17 protein-coding genes are annotated in these 19,740 nt (G+C 71.9%); 12 read left to right on the forward strand and 5 right to left on the reverse strand.

The window, feature by feature from the left end; all coding sequences use genetic code 11:
- Positions 1-86 precede the first annotated feature (86 nt).
- Positions 87-638, reverse strand: a complete 552-nt coding sequence (locus Q5694_RS32085; protein ID WP_333937030.1) for a YceI family protein — start codon at positions 636-638, stop codon at positions 87-89.
- A 100-nt stretch (positions 639-738) separates the two neighbouring features.
- On the opposite strand from Q5694_RS32085, the gene Q5694_RS32090 reads away from it, so the two are divergent.
- Positions 739-1,602: a helix-turn-helix domain-containing protein gene (locus Q5694_RS32090; protein ID WP_333937031.1), complete on the forward strand. Its 864-nt coding sequence runs from the start codon at positions 739-741 to the stop codon at positions 1,600-1,602.
- A gap of 74 nt (positions 1,603-1,676) precedes the next feature.
- Here Q5694_RS32090 and Q5694_RS32095 read toward each other — a convergent pair whose 3' ends face one another.
- The 4 genes from Q5694_RS32095 to Q5694_RS32110 all read right to left on the reverse strand — a co-directional run bounded on the left by Q5694_RS32095 (position 1,677) and on the right by Q5694_RS32110 (position 5,240).
- Positions 1,677-2,585, reverse strand: coding sequence for a carbohydrate kinase family protein (locus Q5694_RS32095; RefSeq protein WP_333937032.1), 909 nt, complete (start codon positions 2,583-2,585; stop codon positions 1,677-1,679).
- Positions 2,566-3,708, reverse strand: coding sequence for a LacI family DNA-binding transcriptional regulator (locus Q5694_RS32100; RefSeq protein ID WP_333937033.1), 1,143 nt, complete (start codon positions 3,706-3,708; stop codon positions 2,566-2,568). Before Q5694_RS32100 ends, Q5694_RS32095 begins: the two co-directional genes overlap by 20 nt.
- A gap of 158 nt (positions 3,709-3,866) precedes the next feature.
- A complete protein-coding gene (locus Q5694_RS32105) occupies positions 3,867-4,814 on the reverse strand; it encodes a hypothetical protein (protein WP_333937034.1) in 948 nt (315 codons plus the stop codon).
- A gap of 264 nt (positions 4,815-5,078) precedes the next feature.
- The gene (locus tag Q5694_RS32110; protein ID WP_333937035.1) at positions 5,079-5,240 is read right to left on the reverse strand and encodes a hypothetical protein; all 162 of its coding nucleotides are present in this window, start codon (positions 5,238-5,240) and stop codon (positions 5,079-5,081) included.
- 254 nt (positions 5,241-5,494) lie between these two features.
- Here Q5694_RS32110 and uvrC point away from each other — a divergent pair, with 254 nt between their 5' ends.
- The 11 genes from uvrC to Q5694_RS32165 all read left to right on the forward strand — a co-directional run bounded on the left by uvrC (position 5,495) and on the right by Q5694_RS32165 (position 19,558).
- Positions 5,495-7,687, forward strand: a complete 2,193-nt coding sequence (gene uvrC / locus Q5694_RS32115) for an excinuclease ABC subunit UvrC (protein ID WP_333937036.1) — start codon at positions 5,495-5,497, stop codon at positions 7,685-7,687.
- On the forward strand, positions 7,684-8,643 hold the full coding sequence (rapZ, locus tag Q5694_RS32120; protein WP_333937037.1) for an RNase adapter RapZ: 960 nt from the start codon (positions 7,684-7,686) through the stop codon (positions 8,641-8,643). Before uvrC ends, rapZ begins: the two co-directional genes overlap by 4 nt.
- Complete coding sequence (locus tag Q5694_RS32125; RefSeq protein ID WP_333937038.1) at positions 8,640-9,719, forward strand: gluconeogenesis factor YvcK family protein; 1,080 nt, start codon at positions 8,640-8,642, stop codon at positions 9,717-9,719. The genes rapZ and Q5694_RS32125 overlap by 4 nt, the downstream gene beginning before the upstream one ends.
- Positions 9,710-10,699: a DNA-binding protein WhiA gene (whiA, locus tag Q5694_RS32130; protein ID WP_333937039.1), complete on the forward strand. Its 990-nt coding sequence runs from the start codon at positions 9,710-9,712 to the stop codon at positions 10,697-10,699. The genes Q5694_RS32125 and whiA overlap by 10 nt, the downstream gene beginning before the upstream one ends.
- Positions 10,700-10,849: 150 nt before the next feature.
- Positions 10,850-13,801 (forward strand): M14 family metallopeptidase, encoded by a 2,952-nt coding sequence (locus Q5694_RS32135; protein ID WP_333937040.1) that lies wholly within the window; start codon positions 10,850-10,852, stop codon positions 13,799-13,801.
- Positions 13,802-14,029: 228 nt separating this feature from the next.
- Complete coding sequence (gene gap / locus Q5694_RS32140) at positions 14,030-15,037, forward strand: type I glyceraldehyde-3-phosphate dehydrogenase (RefSeq protein ID WP_309094746.1); 1,008 nt, start codon at positions 14,030-14,032, stop codon at positions 15,035-15,037.
- A 144-nt stretch (positions 15,038-15,181) separates the two neighbouring features.
- Entirely contained in the window at positions 15,182-16,393 is a 1,212-nt protein-coding gene (locus tag Q5694_RS32145; RefSeq protein WP_333937041.1) for a phosphoglycerate kinase, read from the forward strand.
- Positions 16,394-16,399: 6 nt separating this feature from the next.
- Positions 16,400-17,176: a triose-phosphate isomerase gene (tpiA, locus tag Q5694_RS32150; RefSeq protein WP_333937042.1), complete on the forward strand. Its 777-nt coding sequence runs from the start codon at positions 16,400-16,402 to the stop codon at positions 17,174-17,176.
- Positions 17,177-17,278: 102 nt separating this feature from the next.
- Complete coding sequence (gene secG / locus Q5694_RS32155; protein ID WP_039932203.1) at positions 17,279-17,509, forward strand: preprotein translocase subunit SecG; 231 nt, start codon at positions 17,279-17,281, stop codon at positions 17,507-17,509.
- A 207-nt stretch (positions 17,510-17,716) separates the two neighbouring features.
- Positions 17,717-18,052 (forward strand): RNA polymerase-binding protein RbpA, encoded by a 336-nt coding sequence (locus Q5694_RS32160; RefSeq protein ID WP_078066843.1) that lies wholly within the window; start codon positions 17,717-17,719, stop codon positions 18,050-18,052.
- Positions 18,053-18,289: 237 nt separating this feature from the next.
- Positions 18,290-19,558 (forward strand): MFS transporter, encoded by a 1,269-nt coding sequence (locus tag Q5694_RS32165; RefSeq protein WP_333937043.1) that lies wholly within the window; start codon positions 18,290-18,292, stop codon positions 19,556-19,558.
- Positions 19,559-19,740 lie beyond the last annotated feature (182 nt).

Genomic DNA, 19,740 nt, shown 5'->3' on the forward strand with positions numbered 1-19,740 from the left:
CGCGGCACGTCGGGCGCCGAGGTGCCCACGGCCGACGCGCCGTGTCCCACAGGGATCTCCCGTGGGACACGGCGCGTCGTCATGCGTCAGGCGCCGGCGGGCTCCACGAACTGCATGTCGAGCTGGATCCGCACCACGTCCCCGAGCAGCCCGGGAGCGAAGTCCAGCCCGAAGTCGCTGCGCCGGATCTCGCCCGTCGCCTCGAAGCCGGCGTGCCGGCTGCCGTCCATGGGCACGTCGACCAGCCCGCCGAACTCCACCGCGAGTGTCACCGGACGGGTCACCTCACCGATCGTCAGCTCGCCGTCCATCGTCCAGTCCGCACCCGAGCCCGACACCCGTGTCGAGGTCCAGGTCATCGTCGGACGCTTCTCGACGTCCAGCAGATCGGCGGCGCGCACGTGCACGTCCCGGTCCGGGTTGCCGGTGTCGACCGAGGCCAGGTCGATCGTCGCGGTGACCCGCACGTCGTCGGCCCGTTCCCCGACGTACAGGGCGGCCTCCAGCCGCTCGAAACGGCCCCGCACCTTCGCGATGCCCAGGTGCCGGATGGTGAAGTTCACGGAGGAGTGGAAGGGGTCCAGGGTCCAGTGACCCGGGGCGAGCGGAAGCACGGTGGCAGCGGTGTCATGCGTCATGCCCCCACCCTGAGGGCCGCGCGGGCCGCGAGGGAGACCGGCCGGAGCCTGGTAGTGACGGGGCCACCCTCCGCGCCCGGAAAGCCGGTACGTTCGGCTCGTGAGCGACAACGAGTTGGGCCTGTTCCTGCGCTCCCGGCGCGAAGCCGTCACCCCGGCCGAGGCGGGACTGCCGACGAGTGCCCGGCGCCGCACACCGGGTCTGCGGCGCTCGGAGTTGGCCACCCTCGCCGGCATCAGCGTCGAGTACCTCACCCGGCTGGAACAGGGCCGCGACCGCAACCCGTCCGCCCAGGTGCTGGGCGCACTCGCCGACGTCCTGGACCTGACCCTCGCCGACCGGATGCTGCTGCGCCGCCTGACCAAGGAGGCCGACGGCGCAGACCCACTGGTCTGCGCGGCGGCCCCCGCGCTCAGCCGCGCGGCACGCCCCACCGTACGGGCCGTGCTGGACCACCTGGAGCCCGCTCCCGCACTGGTGATCAACTGGATCGGCGACATCCTCGCGCACACGGCCGGCTACGCACGCCTCGTCGGCCCGATCGGAGTGCTGGACGGCCGGCGGCCCAATCTGCTGCGCCACCTGTTCACCGACGAACGGGCCCGCGTCGCCTACCCCGACTGGGACCGGGTGGCCGACGACCTCGTCGCCCGCATCCGGCACGACGTCCCCCTGCGGGATCCCCACCTGGCCGAGCTGGCCGACGAACTGACGGTGACGGCCGGAGCCGACTTCGCCGACCGCTTCGCCGACCTGGTCACGGTGCCCCGCCGCACGGGCAGCCAGCGCCTCGACCACCCGGATGCCGGCTCGCTGCACCTCCTCCAGGAGACGTTCGGCCTGTCCGACGAAGGGCAGCAGATCATCGTTCACCTGCCCGCGGACGCCGCGACGGCGACCGCCCTGGACCGGCTCGGCGGCCGCAGGCCCGGCGCCCTGCGGGCCGTGGGGGAGACCGGCTGAGCGACCGAGCCGTTCGGACGTGCCGGTCGGGGGTGGAAGGGCGGCCCCGTGGCCGGACCGGGCGATGATGCCCGTCAGTCCTCCAGCTCCCGGGCGTACGGCGGCTCCGCACCCGCGCGCGAGCAGGTGATCGCCGCCGCACGGGCCGCGAAGCGCAGCAGTTCCGTCCAGCCGTCCTCGCCCAGGCCGGCCACGCCGCGGTCGCTGAGGGCGTCGCGCACGGCGAGTCCGTGCAGCAGCGCCGCGTTCACGGTGTCGCCCGCGCCGATCGTGTCGACGACCTCGACCCGCTCGCCCCGCACCGCGTACTCGCCGCCGTCGCGCGTGTACACGGTCAGACCGGCACCGCCCCGGGTGACGACGACCGCCGCCGGTCCGGCCGCCAGCCAGTCCCGGGGCGTGCCGCCCAGCCACTCGGCGTCCTCCGCGGACAGCTTCAGCAGTGACACCGACGGCAGCCAGCTCCTGAACCTCGCCCGGTAGGCGTCCGCGTCCGCGATCAGCCCCGGTCGGATGTTCGGATCCAGGGCCGTGAAGACGCCCAGGCCGGCGGCCGCACGCATCAGTTCCTCGTACGCGCCGGCCCCCGGCTCCAGCACCAGCGAGCACGTTCCGAACGACACGGCCCGGGTCCCGGGCGGCAGCGCGCCGGGCGCCGAGAACAGGCGGTCCGCCGTCCCCTCGACGTAGAACGAGTACGCGGCGGAACCGTCCTCGGCGAGCGTGGCCACGGCCAGCGTCGTGGGCTCGCCGCCCCGCTGCACCGACGACACGTCCACCCCGGTCGTGCGCAGCCGGTCCAGCAGGGCCTCGCCGAAGGCGTCGTACGACACGCGGGAGCAGAACGCGGTGGGGGAGCCGAGGCGGCCGAGCGCCACGGCCGTGTTGAACGGGCCGCCGCCGAGCGCGGGCTGCAGCGCCGCCAGGGCGCCGGCGCCCCGCGGTACCAGGTCGATCAGTGCCTCACCGGCGACGACGATCACGACGGGGTCCCTTCTCGGACGGATCTGACGACGCGTCCCCGGACGGATCCGGAGAGGAGTCAACGGGCGGGGTCCCGGACGGGTTCGCGGGCGGCTTGCCGGACGCGTCGGGGCAACCGCACGATGTGCGGTGGACGAAGGTGCAGGGGAGCCGCACGGTCCTGGCGGGCCGGTCCGGCTCGTCCAGGCGTTCCAGCAGCACGCGGACGGCCCGGGCGCCGATGTCCCTGCCGGGCTGGGCGACGGCGGTGAGCCGGGGCGAGAACAGGTCCGCCCAGGCGAAGTCGTCGAAGCAGCCCAGCGCCATGTCGTCCGGCACGCGGACACCGTGGGCGCGCAGGGCGCGCAGGGCGCCGATGGTCATGGCGTTGTTGCCGGTCACCAGCGCGGTGGGCGGTGCGCCGAGGGACAGCAGGGCGGCGGTCGCCCGCTCGGCGCCGGCCGACTCGGAGTCACCGTGCACCAGGAGCCGCTCGTCGTACGGCAGCCCCGCGAGGGCGAGGCCGCTGCGGTAGCCCATGATCCGCTCGCTCGTGGTGCTGAGCCCGGGCAGCCCCGCCACCAGCCCGATCCGCCGGTGGCCGAGACCCGCGAGATGGGTGACCAGCCGGGACATCGGCTCGGCGTTGTCGGCGCAGACCTGGTCGAAGCGGGGGCCGCCCTCCGTGTCCGGCGCGTCCACCAGCCGGTCGAGCAGCACGGCCGGTACGCGGTGGCGTGACAGGTAGGCCAGCAGCCCGCGCGGTTGCGCCGAGGGCGCGACGATCATGCCGTCGACCCGGCGTTCGTGGAGGAGCTGGACGACCTTGCGCTCGTGCTCCGGGTCGTCGTGGGGATCGGCGATGAGCAGGCTGTAGCCGGCCTCCAGCGCCGCCGCCTCCACACCTTGCAGGATCTCGGTGAAGTAGGGGTTGCTGATCGCCGACACGGCCAGTCCGACGGACCGGGTACGAGCCGTCACCAGGGAACGGGCCAGGGTGTTCGTCGTGTAGCCCAGTTCCTCCACGGCGTCCAGCACCGCCTGACGGGTGCGCGGCAGCACCGGCCGGGTGTCGTTCAGCACGTGTGAGACGGTCGCCACGGAGACTCCGGCGCTCCGGGCGACGTCGGCCATGGTGGCCATGCCGCTCCCTTCGTCACGACCGAGCGCACCGGTCCCACGACAGAACGGGCTCGGAGTGCTCAGGCGGGAAGGTATCGCATGGCCGGGTGACGCGTAAACGCTTGCGCAAGCGTTTACGCGCGACTACCGGCCGACGAGCCCGCCACCCTGGCCGCCGTCTACTCCCAGTCCCACCCGATCCCGAGGAACCCGGCCCGCACCCGGGGCTCCACCAGGTGCACCGAGCGGTGGTGCCCGCTGATCGGCAGCTCCCGGCACCCGCTGCGCGGCGCGGCCGCCGAGTGCTGGGCGAACCGGTGGCAGCGCACCGGGAGGGCCGCGGCGTCGAAGGACACCTGGAGCGCGTACTGGCCGCCGGGGGAGTCGAAGCCGCGGACGTACTCGCGGGACACGCCCGCCGTCCCGTCCTCGACGCCGTAGCGGAACAGGAACGTGTCCCCGGAGCGCAGCCGGGTGTCGAACAGCAGCTCGGCCGCCAGGACGCCCGTGTCGCCGTGCCGGCGCACGCGCCCGAGACGGCAGTTCTCCAGGGCGTCCACCCGTATGCGCTCCGGTACGGCGCCCCGGTCGCCGTGGTGGACGGCGACGAAGCGGTCGACGCCGTCGCGGTGGGCGCGCACGATGTGGTGCGACTCGCGTCCGGCCAGCTCGCGGCGGGGGCCGATCCGCAGGCGCTCGTGGTGGGCGAGGGTGTGCAGGCCCGTGTCCGGCGGGCAGTCCAGCTCGGCGAGCAACCGGTCGAGGACCCCCGAGGCCTCGACGAGGCAGCGGTGGGAACGGGCGGCGGCCCGCCGGCCCGCCGGGCCGTCGCCGGGCTCGGCCAGCAGCCGGATCAGCGACTCCTCGGGCAGCTCCAGGATCTCCTCCAGGGCCCGCACGGCCCGCAGGGACTCGGGGCGCTGCGGGCGGCGCGCGCCCTGCTGCCAGTAACTGAGGCTGGTGACGCCCACCTTCACACCGTGGCGGGACAGGTGGTGCTGCACGCGCTGCAGCGGCAGCCCCCGGGCGGCGATCGCGGCACGCAGGGCGACGTGGAAGGGTCCGCCCCGCAGGACCGAGTCCAGTTCCGCGGGGGCGACGTCGGCGAGCTGTGTGGCGTGCGGCATGCAGGGGCCTCTCTCTGAGTCGGCAACGGCTGGTCAGACCGTTCGCACGGTGCTCCCGGGACGCCTCGCCGGTGCGGGCGACGGTTCTTCACATCCGTACGCCGACGTTCAGGCCCCGAGTTCCCCCGCATTGAAGCGTGTTGACCTGATCCCGACAACACCTGATGCCGGACAGTGACGTACTCCCGGCCGGGGCGGATCCGGACATGCGAACGCCCGGGGCGCACGCCCCGGGCGTTCGCGGTGAAGGTGTGCTTCCCGGTCCTAGGTGCGTTCGCTCCCGGCGCGCTCCTCCAGGGCCAGCCGCTTGGCGCGCACTATGTCGGGGTCGCGGGGGTCCAGCACGTCGCTCAGGGCGAACGGCTCGTCCGCGTACCGGCGGGCACGGGTCGTGCGCCGGTTCTTCTCGATCCGCATCCGCTTCATCCGCGCAGCCCTCCGACCCATGGCCCGTACCGCCCCGCGCCGGGAGCGGCCGGTCCGCCTGACAACCTGTGTCCGCACCGGCACGCCTCCGCCCGCCCGGACGTCGCCGTGCCCCGTGGGAAGCCTGCATTCCCGCTCCCGGGCCCCGGTAACCCCGGGGCGGGACATGCCGTTGGAAACTGCCCGCTCACCGGGACCCCGGGCACGCCCCGCCGCCGGCCGCGCTGTCGGTCCCCGCCAGTAGGGTGTGAGACATGGCCGACCCCTCCAGCTACCGCCCCAAACCGGGTGAGATCCCCGACTCGCCGGGGGTCTACCGGTTCCGTGACGAGCACCGCCGGGTGATCTACGTCGGAAAGGCGAAGAGCCTGCGCCAGCGCCTGGCGAACTACTTCCAGGACCTGGCGGGGCTGCACCCGCGCACCCGTTCCATGGTCACCACGGCGGCGTCCGTGGAGTGGACGGTGGTGTCCACGGAGGTCGAGGCGCTCCAGCTGGAGTACTCGTGGATCAAGGAGTTCGACCCCCGGTTCAACGTCAAGTACCGCGACGACAAGAGCTACCCCTACCTCGCGGTGACGATGAACGAGGAGTTCCCGCGCGTGCAGGTGATGCGCGGTCACAAGAAGAAGGGCGTGCGCTACTTCGGTCCGTACGCGCACGCGTGGGCGATCCGCGACACGGTCGACCTGCTGCTGCGCGTCTTCCCCGTGCGCACGTGCTCGGCGGGTGTCTTCAAGAACGCCGCCCGTACCGGCCGCCCCTGCCTGCTCGGCTACATCGGCAAGTGCTCCGCCCCCTGCGTGGACCGCGTCACCCCCGAGGAGCACCGCGAACTGGCCGACGAGTTCTGCGACTTCATGACGGGCCGTACGAGCACGTACATCCGCCGCCTGGAGCGGCAGATGGCCGAGGCGGCCGAGGAGATGGAGTACGAGCGGGCGGCCCGGCTGCGTGACGACATCGGGGCCCTGAAGAAGGCCATGGAGAAGAACGCGGTCGTGCTCGCCGACGCGACCGACGCCGATCTGATCGCGGTCGCCGAGGACGAGCTCGAGGCGGCCGTGCAGATCTTCCACGTGCGCGGCGGGCGCGTGCGCGGCCAGCGCGGCTGGGTCACCGACAAGGTGGAGGAGATCACCACCGGCGCCCTGGTCGAGCACGCCCTGCAGCAGCTGTACGGCGAGGAGACCGGTGACGCCGTGCCCAAGGAGGTCCTGGTCCCGGCCCTGCCCGACCCGGTCGAGCCGGTGCAGGAGTGGCTGGCCGGGCGGCGCGGTTCGAACGTGTCCCTGCGCATCCCGCAGCGCGGCGACAAGAAGGCCCTGATGGAGACGGTGCAGCGCAACGCCCAGCAGGCGCTCGTGCTGCACAAGACCAAGCGCGCCTCCGACCTGACCACGCGCTCGCGCGCCCTGGAGGAGATCGCCGACGCCCTCGACCTCGACGGCGCCCCGCTGCGCATCGAGTGCTACGACATCTCCCACCTCCAGGGCGACGACGTGGTGGCCTCCATGGTCGTCTTCGAGGACGGGCTGGCCCGCAAGGGCGAGTACCGGCGCTTCCAGATCAAGGGATTCGCCGGGCAGGACGACGTCCGCTCCATGCACGAGGTGATCACCCGCCGCTTCCGCCGCTACCTGGCGGAGAAGGAGAAGACGGGCGAGTGGACGGACGGGGCCGGCACCGGCACGGGTGATACGCCGCTCACCAGTACGGACGCCCTCGTCGGCACGCAGTCCCCGGCGGGCCCCGACGCCCTCGTCCAGGCCCCGGACGGTCCCGGCGCCACCGGGGACGCCGCGCCGGAGGTCCTCACCGCCTCCGGCGCCCCGGTCGCCCCCGGGGGCCTCACCGAGGAGGACGGCCGTCCCAGGAAGTTCGCCTACCCGCCCCAGCTCGTCGTCGTCGACGGCGGAGCCCCGCAGGTCGCCGCCGCCCGGCGCGCCCTGGACGAACTGGGCATCGACGACATCGCGGTGTGCGGCCTGGCCAAGCGGCTGGAGGAGGTCTGGGTCCCCGGCGACGACGACCCGGTCGTCCTGCCCCGCACCAGCGAGGGCCTCTACCTGCTCCAGCGGGTCCGTGACGAGGCCCACCGGTTCGCGATCACCTACCAGCGCGCCAAGCGCTCCAAGCGCTTCCGCTCCAGCCCCCTGGACGACGTCCCCGGCCTCGGTGACACCCGCAAGCAGGCACTCCTGAAGCACTTCGGCTCGTTGAAGAGGCTGCGGGCCGCCACGATCGACCAGATCTGCGAGGTCCCCGGCATAGGCCGCAAGACGGCCGAGACGATCGCCGTCGCCCTGGCCCGCTCGGCTCCGGCCGCACCCGCCGTCAACACGGCGACTGGAGAGATCATGGAAGAGGAACCCGACACGACGGGTTCCGGTGGGGAGCCCGTGGCAGCGGGCGCCCCGGACGAACGACGGGGGCAGGAGACATGAATGTGAACGAGCACCACGGGCCACACGAGCAAGCCGGAGACGGAGCACAGGTGAGTACGGGCAAGCCCAACGACAAGGCCCAGGTCCCGGAGGCGGCCATCCCCGAGCTGGTGATCATCTCCGGCATGTCGGGGGCCGGCCGCTCGACGGCCGCGAAGTGCCTGGAGGACCTCGGCTGGTTCGTCGTCGACAACCTGCCGCCCGCGCTGATCCCCACCATGGTGGAGCTCGGCGCCCGCTCCCAGGGCAACGTGGCCCGCATCGCCGTCGTCGTCGACGTGCGCGGCCGGCGCTTCTTCGACAACCTCCGCGAGTCCCTCGCCGACCTGGAGGCCAAGCACGTCACCCGGAGGATCGTCTTCCTGGAGTCCTCCGACGAGGCCCTGGTGCGCCGCTTCGAGTCGGTGCGCCGCCCGCACCCCCTCCAGGGCGACGGCCGGATCGTCGACGGCATCGACGCCGAGCGCGAGCTGCTGCGGGAGCTGCGCGGCGACGCCGACCTGGTGATCGACACCTCCAGCCTGAACGTGCACGAGCTGCGCGCCAAGATGGACGCCCAGTTCGCCGGCGAGGAGGAGCCGGAGCTGCGGGCGACGGTCATGTCGTTCGGCTACAAGTACGGCCTGCCCGTCGACGCGGACCTCGTCGTCGACTGCCGCTTCCTGCCGAACCCGCACTGGGTCCCCGAGCTGCGCCCCTACACGGGCCTCAACGAGGAGGTCTCGGGCTACGTCTTCAACCAGCCCGGCGCCAAGGAGTTCCTCGACCGCTACACGGAGCTGCTCCAGCTCGTCGCGACCGGATACCGCCGCGAGGGCAAGCGCTACGTGACCATCGCCGTGGGCTGCACGGGCGGCAAACACCGCTCGGTCGCCATGTCGGAGAAGCTGGCCGCCCGGCTCGCCGCCGAGGGCGTGGAGACGGTGGTCGTACACCGGGACATGGGACGCGAATGACACCACGTACACCGCGGCTGGGCCGGCTGCGCCGGATGGTGCCCGAGGGCAGCACCGTGCAACGGGGCGGTCGGCCCGCCGAGGCCCGGGGCGGCCGACCGCGCCGCCGCGGCACCCAGCCCAAGGTCGTCGCCCTCGGCGGCGGCATGGGTCTGTCCGCCTCGCTGGCCGCACTGCGCCGGATCACCGGCGACCTCACCGCCGTCGTCACCGTCGCCGACGACGGCGGCTCCAGCGGGCGCCTGCGCGACGAGCTGGGCGTGCTGCCGCCCGGCGACCTGCGCAAGGCGCTGGCCGCGCTGTGCGGGGACGACGACTGGGGCCAGACCTGGGCCCGCGTCATCCAGCACCGTTTCCAGTCCAGGGGCGACCTGCACGAGCACGCCGTCGGCAACCTGCTGATCGTCGCCCTGTGGGAACAGCTCGGTGACCACGTCCAGGCCCTCGACCTGGTCGGACGCCTCCTGGGCGCGCAGGGCCGGGTGCTGCCGATGTCGGCCGTACCGCTGGAGCTGCAGGCCCTGGTCAGGGGGCACGACCCGGCGCGGCCCGACGAGGTCGGCACCGTCCGCGGCCAGGCCACCGTGGCCCTCACCCCGGGCGAGGTGCAGTCCGTGCACCTGGTGCCCTGCGACCCGCCGGCCGTCCCCGAGGCGGTCGAGGCCGTCCTGGACGCCGACTGGGTGGTGCTCGGCCCCGGTTCCTGGTTCTCCTCGGTCATCCCGCACCTTCTGGTGCCCGAGCTGCTGGACGCGCTCTCGCAGACCAAGGCGCGCCGGGTACTCTCGCTGAACCTCGCCCCGCAGCCCGGAGAAACCGAGGGGTTCTCCCCGCAGCGTCATTTGGAGGTTTTGGGACGACACGCCCCTAAACTCGCCCTGGACGTGGTGCTGGCCGACGAGGCCGCCGTGCCCGACCGTGACTCCCTGACCGACGCCGCCAAGCGCTTCGGGGCCGCGGTCGAGCTGGCGCCGGTGGCCAGGCCCGACGGAACCCCGAGGCACGACCCGGAGCTGTTGGCCGCCGCGTACGACCGTATTTTTCGGATGCATGGAAGGATCGGCCCATGGCGATGACGGCAGCGGTGAAGGACGAGATCTCCCGGCTCCCCGTCACCCGGACCTGCTGCAGAAAGGCGGAGGTCTCCGCCGTCCTGCGGTTCGCCGGCGGCCTCCACCTGGTGAGCGGCCGCATCGTGATCGAGGCGGAGCTGGACACCGCGATGGCGGCCCGCCGCCTCAAGCGGGACATCCTGGAGATCTTCGGCCACAGCTCCGAGCTGATCGTGATGGCACCGGGCGGTCTGCGCCGGGGCTCGCGGTACGTGGTGCGCGTGGTCGCGGGCGGTGACCAGCTCGCCCGCCAGACCGGCCTGGTCGACGGGCGGGGCCGCCCGATCCGCGGTCTGCCGCCGCAGGTGGTCTCGGGGGCCACCTGCGATGCCGAGGCCGCCTGGCGCGGAGCGTTCCTCGCGCACGGCTCGCTCACCGAGCCCGGCCGGTCCTCCTCCCTGGAGGTGACGTGCCCGGGCCCCGAGGCGGCGCTCGCCCTGGTCGGCGCGGCCCGCCGCCTGTCGATCGCGGCGAAGGCCCGCGAGGTGCGCGGCGTGGACCGGGTCGTCGTCCGTGACGGTGACGCGATCGGCGCCCTGCTGACCCGCCTCGGCGCCCACGAGTCGGTGCTGGCCTGGGAGGAGCGCCGGATGCGCCGCGAGGTGCGCGCCACGGCCAACCGGCTGGCCAACTTCGACGACGCCAACCTGCGCCGCTCGGCCCGCGCGGCCGTCGCCGCCGGTGCCCGTGTGCAGCGCGCCCTGGAGATCCTCGGTGAGGACGTGCCCGAGCACCTCGCAGCGGCCGGCCGGCTGCGCATGGAGCACAAGCAGGCCTCCCTGGAGGAGCTGGGCGCGCTCGCCGACCCGCCGCTGACCAAGGACGCGGTCGCCGGCCGGATCCGCCGCCTGCTGGCCATGGCGGACAAGCGCGCCTCGGACCTCGGCATCCCGGGCACCGAGGCCAACCTCAGCGACGAGCTGGCCGACAACCTCGTCGGCTGATCTCACAGGCCGTCACCACACCGGTGCCGACGCCCACTTGGGTGGTCGGTACCGGTGTTTCGCGTGTCCGGGGCCCCCTTGACTCGATCATGGTCTGTCATGAGCCTGGCATCTGTTCGCTGCTGTGGCGGACCCACGCTAGGGGGGTTCATGAGACGAAGAGCGAGATCGATCCTCGCTGTCGGCGCGCTCCTGTTCGGCGGAGCGAGCATCGCACCCATCGCCCAGGCACAACCGGGGAGTCCGGCCCCGTCCGACCCGGACGAGGTCAAGGTCTTCCGCGCCGACGTCACACAGAAGCAGGTACCCCTGCTGCTGGCGGCGGGCCAGGACGGCCACGAACTCAGTGAGCGGGTGCCCGAGAAGGGCACCGCCACCGTCGAGGTCTACCTGACGGACAAGCAGGCGCGGAAGCTGGAGAAGCAGGGCGTCGGCCTCACCGAGCACGACCTCTCGGCCGGTGCCGAGAAGCGCGTCGAGGCCGCAGCCGAGGGCGTGTTCCGCCCCTACAGCGGCAAGGGCGGACTCCGTGAGGAGCTGCTGCGGACCGCCCGGGAGAACCCGGACCTCACCAAGGTCGTCTCCATCGGCAAGACGGTCAAGGGTCAGGACATCCTGGCGCTGAAGCTCACCAAGGGCGCGAAGCGGAACAAGGACGGCTCCAGGCCGGCCGTCCTCTACATGTCCAACCAGCACGCCCGTGAGTGGATCACGCCGGAGATGACCCGGCGTCTGATGCACCATTACCTGGACAACTACAAGAAGGACCGGCGGATCAAGAAGATCGTCGACTCCACCGAGCTGTGGTTCCTGCTGTCGGCCAACCCCGACGGCTACGACTTCACCTTCGCCGACCCCGCCAACCGCCAGTGGCGCAAGAACCTGCGGGACGTCAACGGCGACGGCGCCATCACCACCGGCGACGGCGTCGACCTGAACCGCAACTTCGCCTACAAGTGGGGTTACGACGACGAGGGCTCGTCCCCGAACCCCACCAGCCAGACCTACCGGGGCGCCGGCCCCAACTCCGAGCCGGAGACCAAGGCCCTGGACGCCTTCCAGAAGCGGGTCGGCTTCACGTACGGCATCAACTACCACTCCGCCGCCGAACTCCTCCTCTACGGCGTCGGCTGGCAGGTCGCCACGCACACCCCGGACGACGTCCTGTACGAGGCGCTCGCCGGCACGCCCGACAACTCCGCGATCCCGGGCTATCACCCGCAGCTGTCCTCGGAGCTCTACACGACCAACGGCGAGGCCGACGGTCACGCGGCGAACGTCAACGGGCTGGCGATGTTCACCCCCGAGATGTCGACCTGCCAGACCGTCTCGAACCTCGACCCGAACGACGAGTGGAAGGCGTCCGACTGCCAGTCGGTGTTCACCTTCCCGGACGACGAGAAGCTGATCCGGCAGGAGTTCGCCAAGAACGTCCCGTTCGCGCTCTCCGTCGCCGAGAGCGCCGCGCACCCCGACCGGCCGTCCTCCTCCGTCGGGCTGAAGGCCGCCGACTTCACCCCGGCCGCGTTCGACACGTCCTACTCCCGCGGCGCCGACCAGGAAGTGTCCGTCGTCGTCCGCAAGGCCGTGCGCGACAAGGAGCTCAAGTACCGCGTCAACGGCGGCCGCACCCTCGACATGGCGCTGCGGCCCTGGAAGGGCGGCGAGACCTACGGCGGCGAGGACAACCTCTACTTCGACGAGTACCGGGCCAAGGTCAAGGACGGTGAGCCGGGCGACAAGGTCGAGGTCTGGTTCACCGGCGAGGCGAAGAACGGCAGGAAGGTCTCCAGCGAGCACTTCACCTACACCGTCGCCGAACGGCCCCGGGCCGGCACCCTCGTCGTCGCCGAGGAGGGCGCGACCGCGACGCAGGCGCAGAAGTACGTCGACGCGCTCAAGGCCAACGGCCGCAGGGCGGTCGTCTGGGACGTCGCCCGGCAGGGCGCGCCCGACGCGCTCGGCGTGCTGAGCCACTTCGACACCGTCGTCCACTACACCGGCGCCAACACCCCCGGCGTGGCCACCCAGCTGCAGCTGCGGGCCTTCCTCAACGAGGGCGGGCGGCTGATCGAGGCGGGCGAGCAGGCCGGCGGCAGCGTGGACCTCGGCGGCGCCCTGTCCAACGACTTCAGCCAGTACTACCTGGGCGCCTACACCCGCACCTCCACCCCCGGGGCCACCGGCTTCACCGGCTCCGGCGAGCTGGCCGGCGTCACCAGCCCCCTGGGCGCGGCACCCGGCAACCCGCTCGACAAGGCGGGCACCTACAGCGTCACCTCCGACGAACTGCCCGTCGCGCAGTACCCGCAGTTCGCCGGCGAGGGCGCCGGGCAGTTCGCCGGCACGGTCAATCCGTACGGTCCCTACGCGGGCACCGGGATGGCCGCCGCCGTCCACACCGACGACGCCTACAAGCGCCTCACCCGCACCGTCGACCTCAGCGGCACCACCGCGGCGGAGCAGCCCACCCTGCGCACCCAGCTGCTCTGGGACACCGAGGCCGGCTACGACCACGTCGTCGTCGAGGCGCAGACCACCGGCGCCGACGACTGGACGACCCTGCCCGAGAAGGGCGGCGCGACCCGCACCACCGTGCCGACCGAGTGCGAGGGCGGGTTCTACATCGCCGAGCACCCCTGGCTGAAGCACTACCTGACCCAGGGCGCCGACGGCTGCACCGCGACCGGCACCACCGGCGCCTGGCACAGCCTGACCGGCTCCTCCGGAGGGTGGCGGCAGGTGGAGTTCGACCTGAGCGCCTACGCGGGCAGGACGGTGGAGCTGTCGATCGGCTACGTCACCGACCCGGGCACCGGCGGACGCGGTGTGCTCGCCGACAACGCCTCGCTCGTCGTCGGCGGCGCGGCGAAGGACACCGAGGGCTTCGAGACCTCGCTCGGTGCCTGGAAGGTCACCGGACCGCCCCAGGGCAGCCCGGCCGTCCTCAAGGACTGGGCGCGCACCGGCGCCCTGTTCCAGACGTACGGCGCGGTCACCACCGACGACACCGTGCTGCTGGGCTTCGGCCTGGAGCACGTCGGCGCGGCGGCCGACCGGGCGGCACTGATGAGGAAGGCGCTGGCCTCCCTGGACGTGTGACATCCCCGGTCGACGGGGACCCGCACCGTACGGCGGGATCGGCTGATCCCCCTTCCGGCGGTGGGCGGTCCGTACCCCTACTGGCGGGTACGGGCCGCCCTGCCGTGTATGAGGCATCTGGATGTCACCACCCGGGCTCCAGGGAGGTAGGGTCGTAGGCGGTCGGGGACATCCCAAACAGAGCTCGCCGGCACCTCATGGCCGGCGTACCAACGAGGAGATCGGTTCGTGACGATCCGCGTAGGCATCAACGGCTTCGGCCGCATCGGTCGTAACTACTTCCGCGCGCTGCTGGAGCAGGGTGCAGACATCGAGATCGTGGCTGTCAACGACCTGGGTGACACCGCGACCACCGCTCACCTGCTGAAGTACGACACCATCCTCGGCCGCCTCAAGCAGGAGGTCACGCACACCGAGGACACCATCACCGTCGGCGGCAAGACCATCAAGGTCCTCGCCGAGCGCAACCCCGCCGACATCCCGTGGGGCGAGCTGGGCGTCGACATCGTCATCGAGTCGACCGGCATCTTCACCAAGAAGGCCGACGCCGAGAAGCACATCGCCGGCGGCGCCAAGAAGGTCCTCATCTCGGCTCCGGCCAAGGACGAGGACGTCACCATCGTGATGGGCGTCAACCAGGACACGTACGACCCGGCGAACCACCACGTCATCTCCAACGCCTCCTGCACCACCAACTGTGTGGCGCCGATGGCCAAGGTCCTCGACGAGAACTTCGGCATCGTCAAGGGCCTGATGACGACGGTGCACGCGTACACCAACGACCAGCGCATCCTCGACTTCCCGCACAAGGACCTGCGCCGAGCCCGCGCCGCCGCGGAGAACATCATCCCGACCACCACGGGTGCCGCCAAGGCGACCGCGCTGGTCCTCCCGCAGCTCAAGGGCAAGCTGGACGGCATGGCCATGCGCGTCCCGGTCCCGACCGGCTCGGTCACCGACCTGGTGCTGGAGCTCGGGCGCGAAGTCACCAAGGAAGAGGTCAACGCCGCCTTCCAGAAGGCCGCCGAGGGCGAGCTGAAGGGCATCCTCGAGTACACCGAGGACCCGATCGTCTCGTCCGACATCGTCAACGCCCCGGCGTCCTGCACGTTCGACTCCTCCCTGACCATGGTCCAGGAGGGCAAGAACGTGAAGGTCATCGGCTGGTACGACAACGAGTGGGGCTACTCCAACCGTCTCGTCGACCTCACGGTCTTCGTCGGTAACCAGCTCTGATCGAATAGACCAGGCACCACGGTGTGAGAGCAGGGCTCGGGCAGCGCGCGGTCGCGCTGCCCGAGCCCTGATTCACGTACAGATCAGAGCTGTTCGATCACGAGCGCTTACGAGCGATCACGAGCTGTTTCAGGAGTCCCCTGCATGAAGACGATCGACGAACTCCTCTCCGAGGGAGTGGCGGGCAAGCGGGTCTTCGTCCGCGCCGACCTGAACGTCCCCCTGGACGGCACGACCATCACCGACGACGGCCGCATCCGCGCGGTGCTGCCCACGGTCAAGGCCCTCGCCGAGGCCGGCGCCCGCGTGGTCGTCGCCTCGCACCTGGGCCGCCCCAAGGGCGCCCCGGACCCGGCGTTCTCGCTGGCCCCGGCCGCCGCACGGCTCGGTGAACTGCTCGGTGCCGACGTGGCCTTCGCGACCGACACGGTCGGCGAGTCCGCCCAGGGCGTCGTCGCCGGCCTCGCCGACGGACACGTCGCCGTCGTGGAGAACCTGCGCTTCAACGCCGGCGAGACCAGCAAGGACGACGCCGAGCGCGGCGACTTCGCGGACCGGCTGGCCGCCCTCGCCGACGTCTACGTCGGTGACGGCTTCGGCGCGGTGCACCGCAAGCACGCCTCGGTCTTCGACCTCCCCGCGCGCCTGCCGCACTACGCCGGACATCTCATCGCCACCGAGGTCGGCGTCCTGAAGAAGCTCACCGAGGACGTCAAGCGCCCCTACGCCGTCATCCTGGGCGGCGCCAAGGTGTCCGACAAGCTGGCCGTCATCGACCAGCTGCTCGGCAAGGCCGACCGTCTGCTCATCGGCGGCGGCATGGTCTTCACCTTCCTGAAGGCCAAGGGCCACGAGATCGGCACGTCCCTGGTCCAGGAGGACCAGCTCCCGGCCGTCCGGGAGTACATCGAGCGCGCCGAGAAGAACGGCGTCGAGCTGGTCCTGCCGGTGGACGTCGTGGTCGCGCCGGAGTTCCCGGACCTCAAGACCAAGGCCCCGGCCGAGCCCGACACGGTCGCCGCGGACGCCATGCCGGAGGGCCGGATGGGCCTGGACATCGGCCCCGAGTCCCGCACGCTGTACACCTCGAAGATCGCCGACGCCGCCACCGTCTTCTGGAACGGCCCCATGGGCGTCTTCGAACACCCCGATTTCGCCGAGGGCACCAAGGCGGTCGCCCAGGCCCTCCTCGACTCCCAGGCGTTCACGGTGGTCGGTGGTGGCGACTCGGCCGCCGCCGTCCGCATCCTGGGCTTCGACGAGAACGCATTCGGCCACATCTCGACCGGTGGCGGCGCCTCCCTCGAATACCTCGAGGGCAAGACGCTCCCCGGCCTCGCCGCACTGGAGGACTGACCTTTTATGAGCACGCGCACGCCGCTGATGGCGGGCAACTGGAAGATGAACCTCAACCACCTCGAGGCCATCGCGCACGTCCAGAAGCTCGCCTTCGCCCTGGCCGACAAGGACTACGAGGCCGTCGAGGTCGCCGTCCTGCCGCCCTTCACCGACCTGCGTTCCGTGCAGACCCTGGTCGACGGCGACAAGCTGAAGATCAAGTACGGCGCCCAGGACATCTCGGCCCACGACGGCGGTGCCTACACCGGCGAGATCTCCGGCCCCATGCTGGCCAAGCTGAAGTGCACGTACGTGGCCATCGGCCACAGTGAGCGCCGCCAGTACCACGGCGAGACCGACGAACTGGTGAACGCCAAGGTCAAGGCCGCCTACAAGCACGGCCTCACCCCGATCCTGTGCGTCGGCGAGGAGCTGGAGGTCCGCGAGGCGGGCCACCACGTCTCCCACACCCTCGCCCAGGTCGAGGGCGGCCTGAAGGACCTCCCCGCCGAGCAGGCCGAGACCGTCGTGATCGCCTACGAGCCCGTCTGGGCCATCGGCACCGGCAAGGTCTGCGGCGCCGAGGACGCCCAGGAGGTCTGCGCGGCGATCCGCGGCAAGATCGCCGAGCTGTACTCGCAGGAACTGGCCGACAAGGTCCGCATCCAGTACGGCGGCTCCGTGAAGTCGGGCAACGTCGCCGAGATCATGGCCCAGGCCGACATCGACGGCGCCCTGGTGGGCGGTGCCTCGCTGGACGCCGACGAGTTCGTCAAGATCGTGCGCTTCCGCGACCAGTGAGTATGCGCTAACGGCGATTCGTCGTACCCTTGCGGGGTCCAGCGCAGCGCTGGACCCCGCGTCGTCCATCCGCATTCCGAGGAAGTTGGTCCAGCCGTGGTTTTGGGGTTCTCGATCGCCCTGATCGTCTTCAGCCTGCTGCTGATGCTGCTGGTGCTGATGCACAAGGGGAAGGGCGGCGGCCTCTCCGACATGTTCGGTGGCGGCATGCAGTCCTCCGTCGGTGGCTCCTCGGTCGCCGAACGCAACCTCGACCGGATCACCGTCGTGGTCGGTCTGCTGTGGTTCGCGTGCATTGTCGTGCTCGGCATCCTGATGAAGATGAACAACTGACCGAGCGGCACTCCGCACGGACTCGTACGTAACGCCCCATGTCGGGTACGCGCAGCTGAGCGCGGCCTATCATGGGGCTTGCGTCTAGGGGTGAGGGTGGTAACTCCAATCACTGGACGCGCGTTGGGCCTTACGTAGACTGAGGCGCTCGCAGCGAAGCGGAACGCCGAATCGCTTCGCGGCACCATCACGCAGGGAGTTACGACCGTGGCAAGTGGCAACGCGATCCGGGGAAGCCGGGTCGGGGCGGGGCCGATGGGCGAGGCCGAGCGCGGCGAGTCCGCGCCGCGGCTGCGCGTCTCCTTCTGGTGCTCCAACGGACACGAGACCCAGCCGAGCTTCGCCAGCGACGCGCAGGTGCCGGACACCTGGGACTGTCCCCGCTGCGGCTTTCCGGCCGGCCAGGACCGGGACAACCCCCCGGACCCGCCGCGCACCGAGCCCTACAAGACGCACCTGGCGTACGTCCGGGAGCGGCGCAGCGACGCGGACGGCGAGGCGATCCTCGCCGAGGCGCTCGCCAAACTGCGGGGCGAGATCTAGAAGTCGACACCGGCCGGGCACCCACAGGTGCCCGGCCGGAACTGCTTGAGGCCTTCGGCCACGGCCGCAGCCGTCTCATGCCCCGACGCCGGCCGCTCCTGCCCGGCGCCGTCGGCACCGGCCGCAGCCGCGTGACGGCCTTTCACCTCGGCCGCGGTTCCCTGATCCCCCTCGCCCCGGCCGGTTGTCAGTGCCGCCCTCTACGGTGTGCGCATCCGATGAACCGGAGGGGGAGCGGTGGCCACGGTGGAGGCGGGGCAGGCCCGTGCGCCGGCATGGCGCGGAGGCTTCGGGCGGCTGTGGAGCGCGGCGGTGCTCTCCAGCTTCGGGGACGCGCTGCGCACGGCCGCGCTGCCGCTGCTGGCCGTCACCCTGACCGACGAGCCCCTGCTCGTCGCCTCCGTCACGGCCTGCGGCTACCTGCCCTGGATCGTCTTCGGCCTGCTCGGCGGGGCCGTGGCGGACCGGGTGGACCAGCGGCGCGCCATGTGGACGGTGGACGTGGTGCGCGGGCTGCTGACCGGCGCGTTCGCGGTGACCGTCGCCCTCGGCCACGCCTCGATCGGCCTGCTCGTCGCCCTCGCCTTCGCGCTCACCAGCCTGCAGACCCTCTTCGACAACGCCGCCACGGCCCTGCTGCCCGGCCTGGTCGACCGGGACATGCTGGGCAGCGCCAACGCCCGGCTGATGACCGGCCAGCGCATCGCCGGCGGCCTGCTGGGCGGACCCGCGGTGCCGCTGCTGCTCGCGGCCGGGGCGGCGGTGCCGTTCGCGGCCGACGCCCTCACCTACCTGGTGGCCGCGGCCCTGATCGCCACCCTGCCCGCCGCCCGGTCCGACCGGGCACCGAGACCTGCGGGCAGCACCCTGCGCCGGGAGATCGCCGACGGCCTGCGCACCCTGTGGCGGGACGGCCCGCTGCGTGGACTGTGCGCCGCCACCGCCCTGTGCAACATCGGCATGGGCGGTCTGATCGCCCTGCTCGTCGTCCTCGTCACGGACTGGCTGGGAGCGGGACCCCTGGGCTACGCGGCGGCGGGCACCGCCTTCACCGCGGGCAGCCTGGTCGGGGGAGTGCTGAACGGCCGGATCGTGACGAGGCTCGGCCGCCTGCGCTCCGTGCTGCTCGCCGCGACGGCGCAGACGGCCGCCCTGGTCGTCATGGGCACCGTGCGCAGCCTGGCCGTCCTGGTGGGCGCGCTGGCGGTCTTCGGGTTCATGGGCATGGTGTGGAACGTCAACACCACGACCCTGATGCAGGAGCGGGCCCCCGCCGGGATGCTCGGCCGGGTCAGCTCGGCCTTCCGGACCCTCGCGACGGCGGGCGTGCCCCTGGGCGCCCTGCTGGGCGGGGCCGTCGCCACCGCCTGGGGGCCCGGCACCCCGCCCCTGCTGACGGCCGGCTTCTTCGTCCTGTCCGTTTTCGCGCTGATACCGGCGCTGCGCGCGGACGTATCCGTCGTCGAGGCGGGGGACGTTGCGACGACGACCGACGTCACGCGCTGATCAACTAGGTTGGGACCGGCAGCGGGGCAAGGTACGCAGGCAGGACAGGAAAGAAGGCTGAGGACCCGGATGAACGCAGACGGCCGTACCAGGCTCGATCAGAACCCCGAGTGGACCGCACTGGCCAAGCACCGCAAGGAACTCGACGGCGTCGGGCTGCGCGAGCTGTTCGCGTCGGACCC

This window comes from Streptomyces sp. AHA2 (genome assembly GCF_036857595.1).
In the GTDB taxonomy this organism is placed as follows: domain Bacteria; phylum Actinomycetota; class Actinomycetes; order Streptomycetales; family Streptomycetaceae; genus Streptomyces.

What these genes read in the sequence shown, in the direction of transcription:
- Q5694_RS32085 (WP_333937030.1), bottom strand. Translation starts at nt 638, where the DNA reads ATGACGCATGACACCGCTGCCACCGTGCTTCCGCTCGCCCCGGGTCAC.
- Q5694_RS32100 (WP_333937033.1), bottom strand. Translation starts at nt 3,708, where the DNA reads ATGGCCACCATGGCCGACGTCGCCCGGAGCGCCGGAGTCTCCGTGGCG.
- Q5694_RS32105 (WP_333937034.1), bottom strand. Translation starts at nt 4,814, where the DNA reads ATGCCGCACGCCACACAGCTCGCCGACGTCGCCCCCGCGGAACTGGAC.
- Q5694_RS32110 (WP_333937035.1), bottom strand. Translation starts at nt 5,240, where the DNA reads ATGAAGCGGATGCGGATCGAGAAGAACCGGCGCACGACCCGTGCCCGC.
- uvrC (WP_333937036.1), top strand. Translation starts at nt 5,495, where the DNA reads ATGGCCGACCCCTCCAGCTACCGCCCCAAACCGGGTGAGATCCCCGAC.
- rapZ (WP_333937037.1), top strand. Translation starts at nt 7,684, where the DNA reads ATGAATGTGAACGAGCACCACGGGCCACACGAGCAAGCCGGAGACGGA.
- Q5694_RS32125 (WP_333937038.1), top strand. Translation starts at nt 8,640, where the DNA reads ATGACACCACGTACACCGCGGCTGGGCCGGCTGCGCCGGATGGTGCCC.
- whiA (WP_333937039.1), top strand. Translation starts at nt 9,710, where the DNA reads ATGGCGATGACGGCAGCGGTGAAGGACGAGATCTCCCGGCTCCCCGTC.
- Q5694_RS32135 (WP_333937040.1), top strand. Translation starts at nt 10,850, where the DNA reads ATGAGACGAAGAGCGAGATCGATCCTCGCTGTCGGCGCGCTCCTGTTC.
- Q5694_RS32145 (WP_333937041.1), top strand. Translation starts at nt 15,182, where the DNA reads ATGAAGACGATCGACGAACTCCTCTCCGAGGGAGTGGCGGGCAAGCGG.
- tpiA (WP_333937042.1), top strand. Translation starts at nt 16,400, where the DNA reads ATGAGCACGCGCACGCCGCTGATGGCGGGCAACTGGAAGATGAACCTC.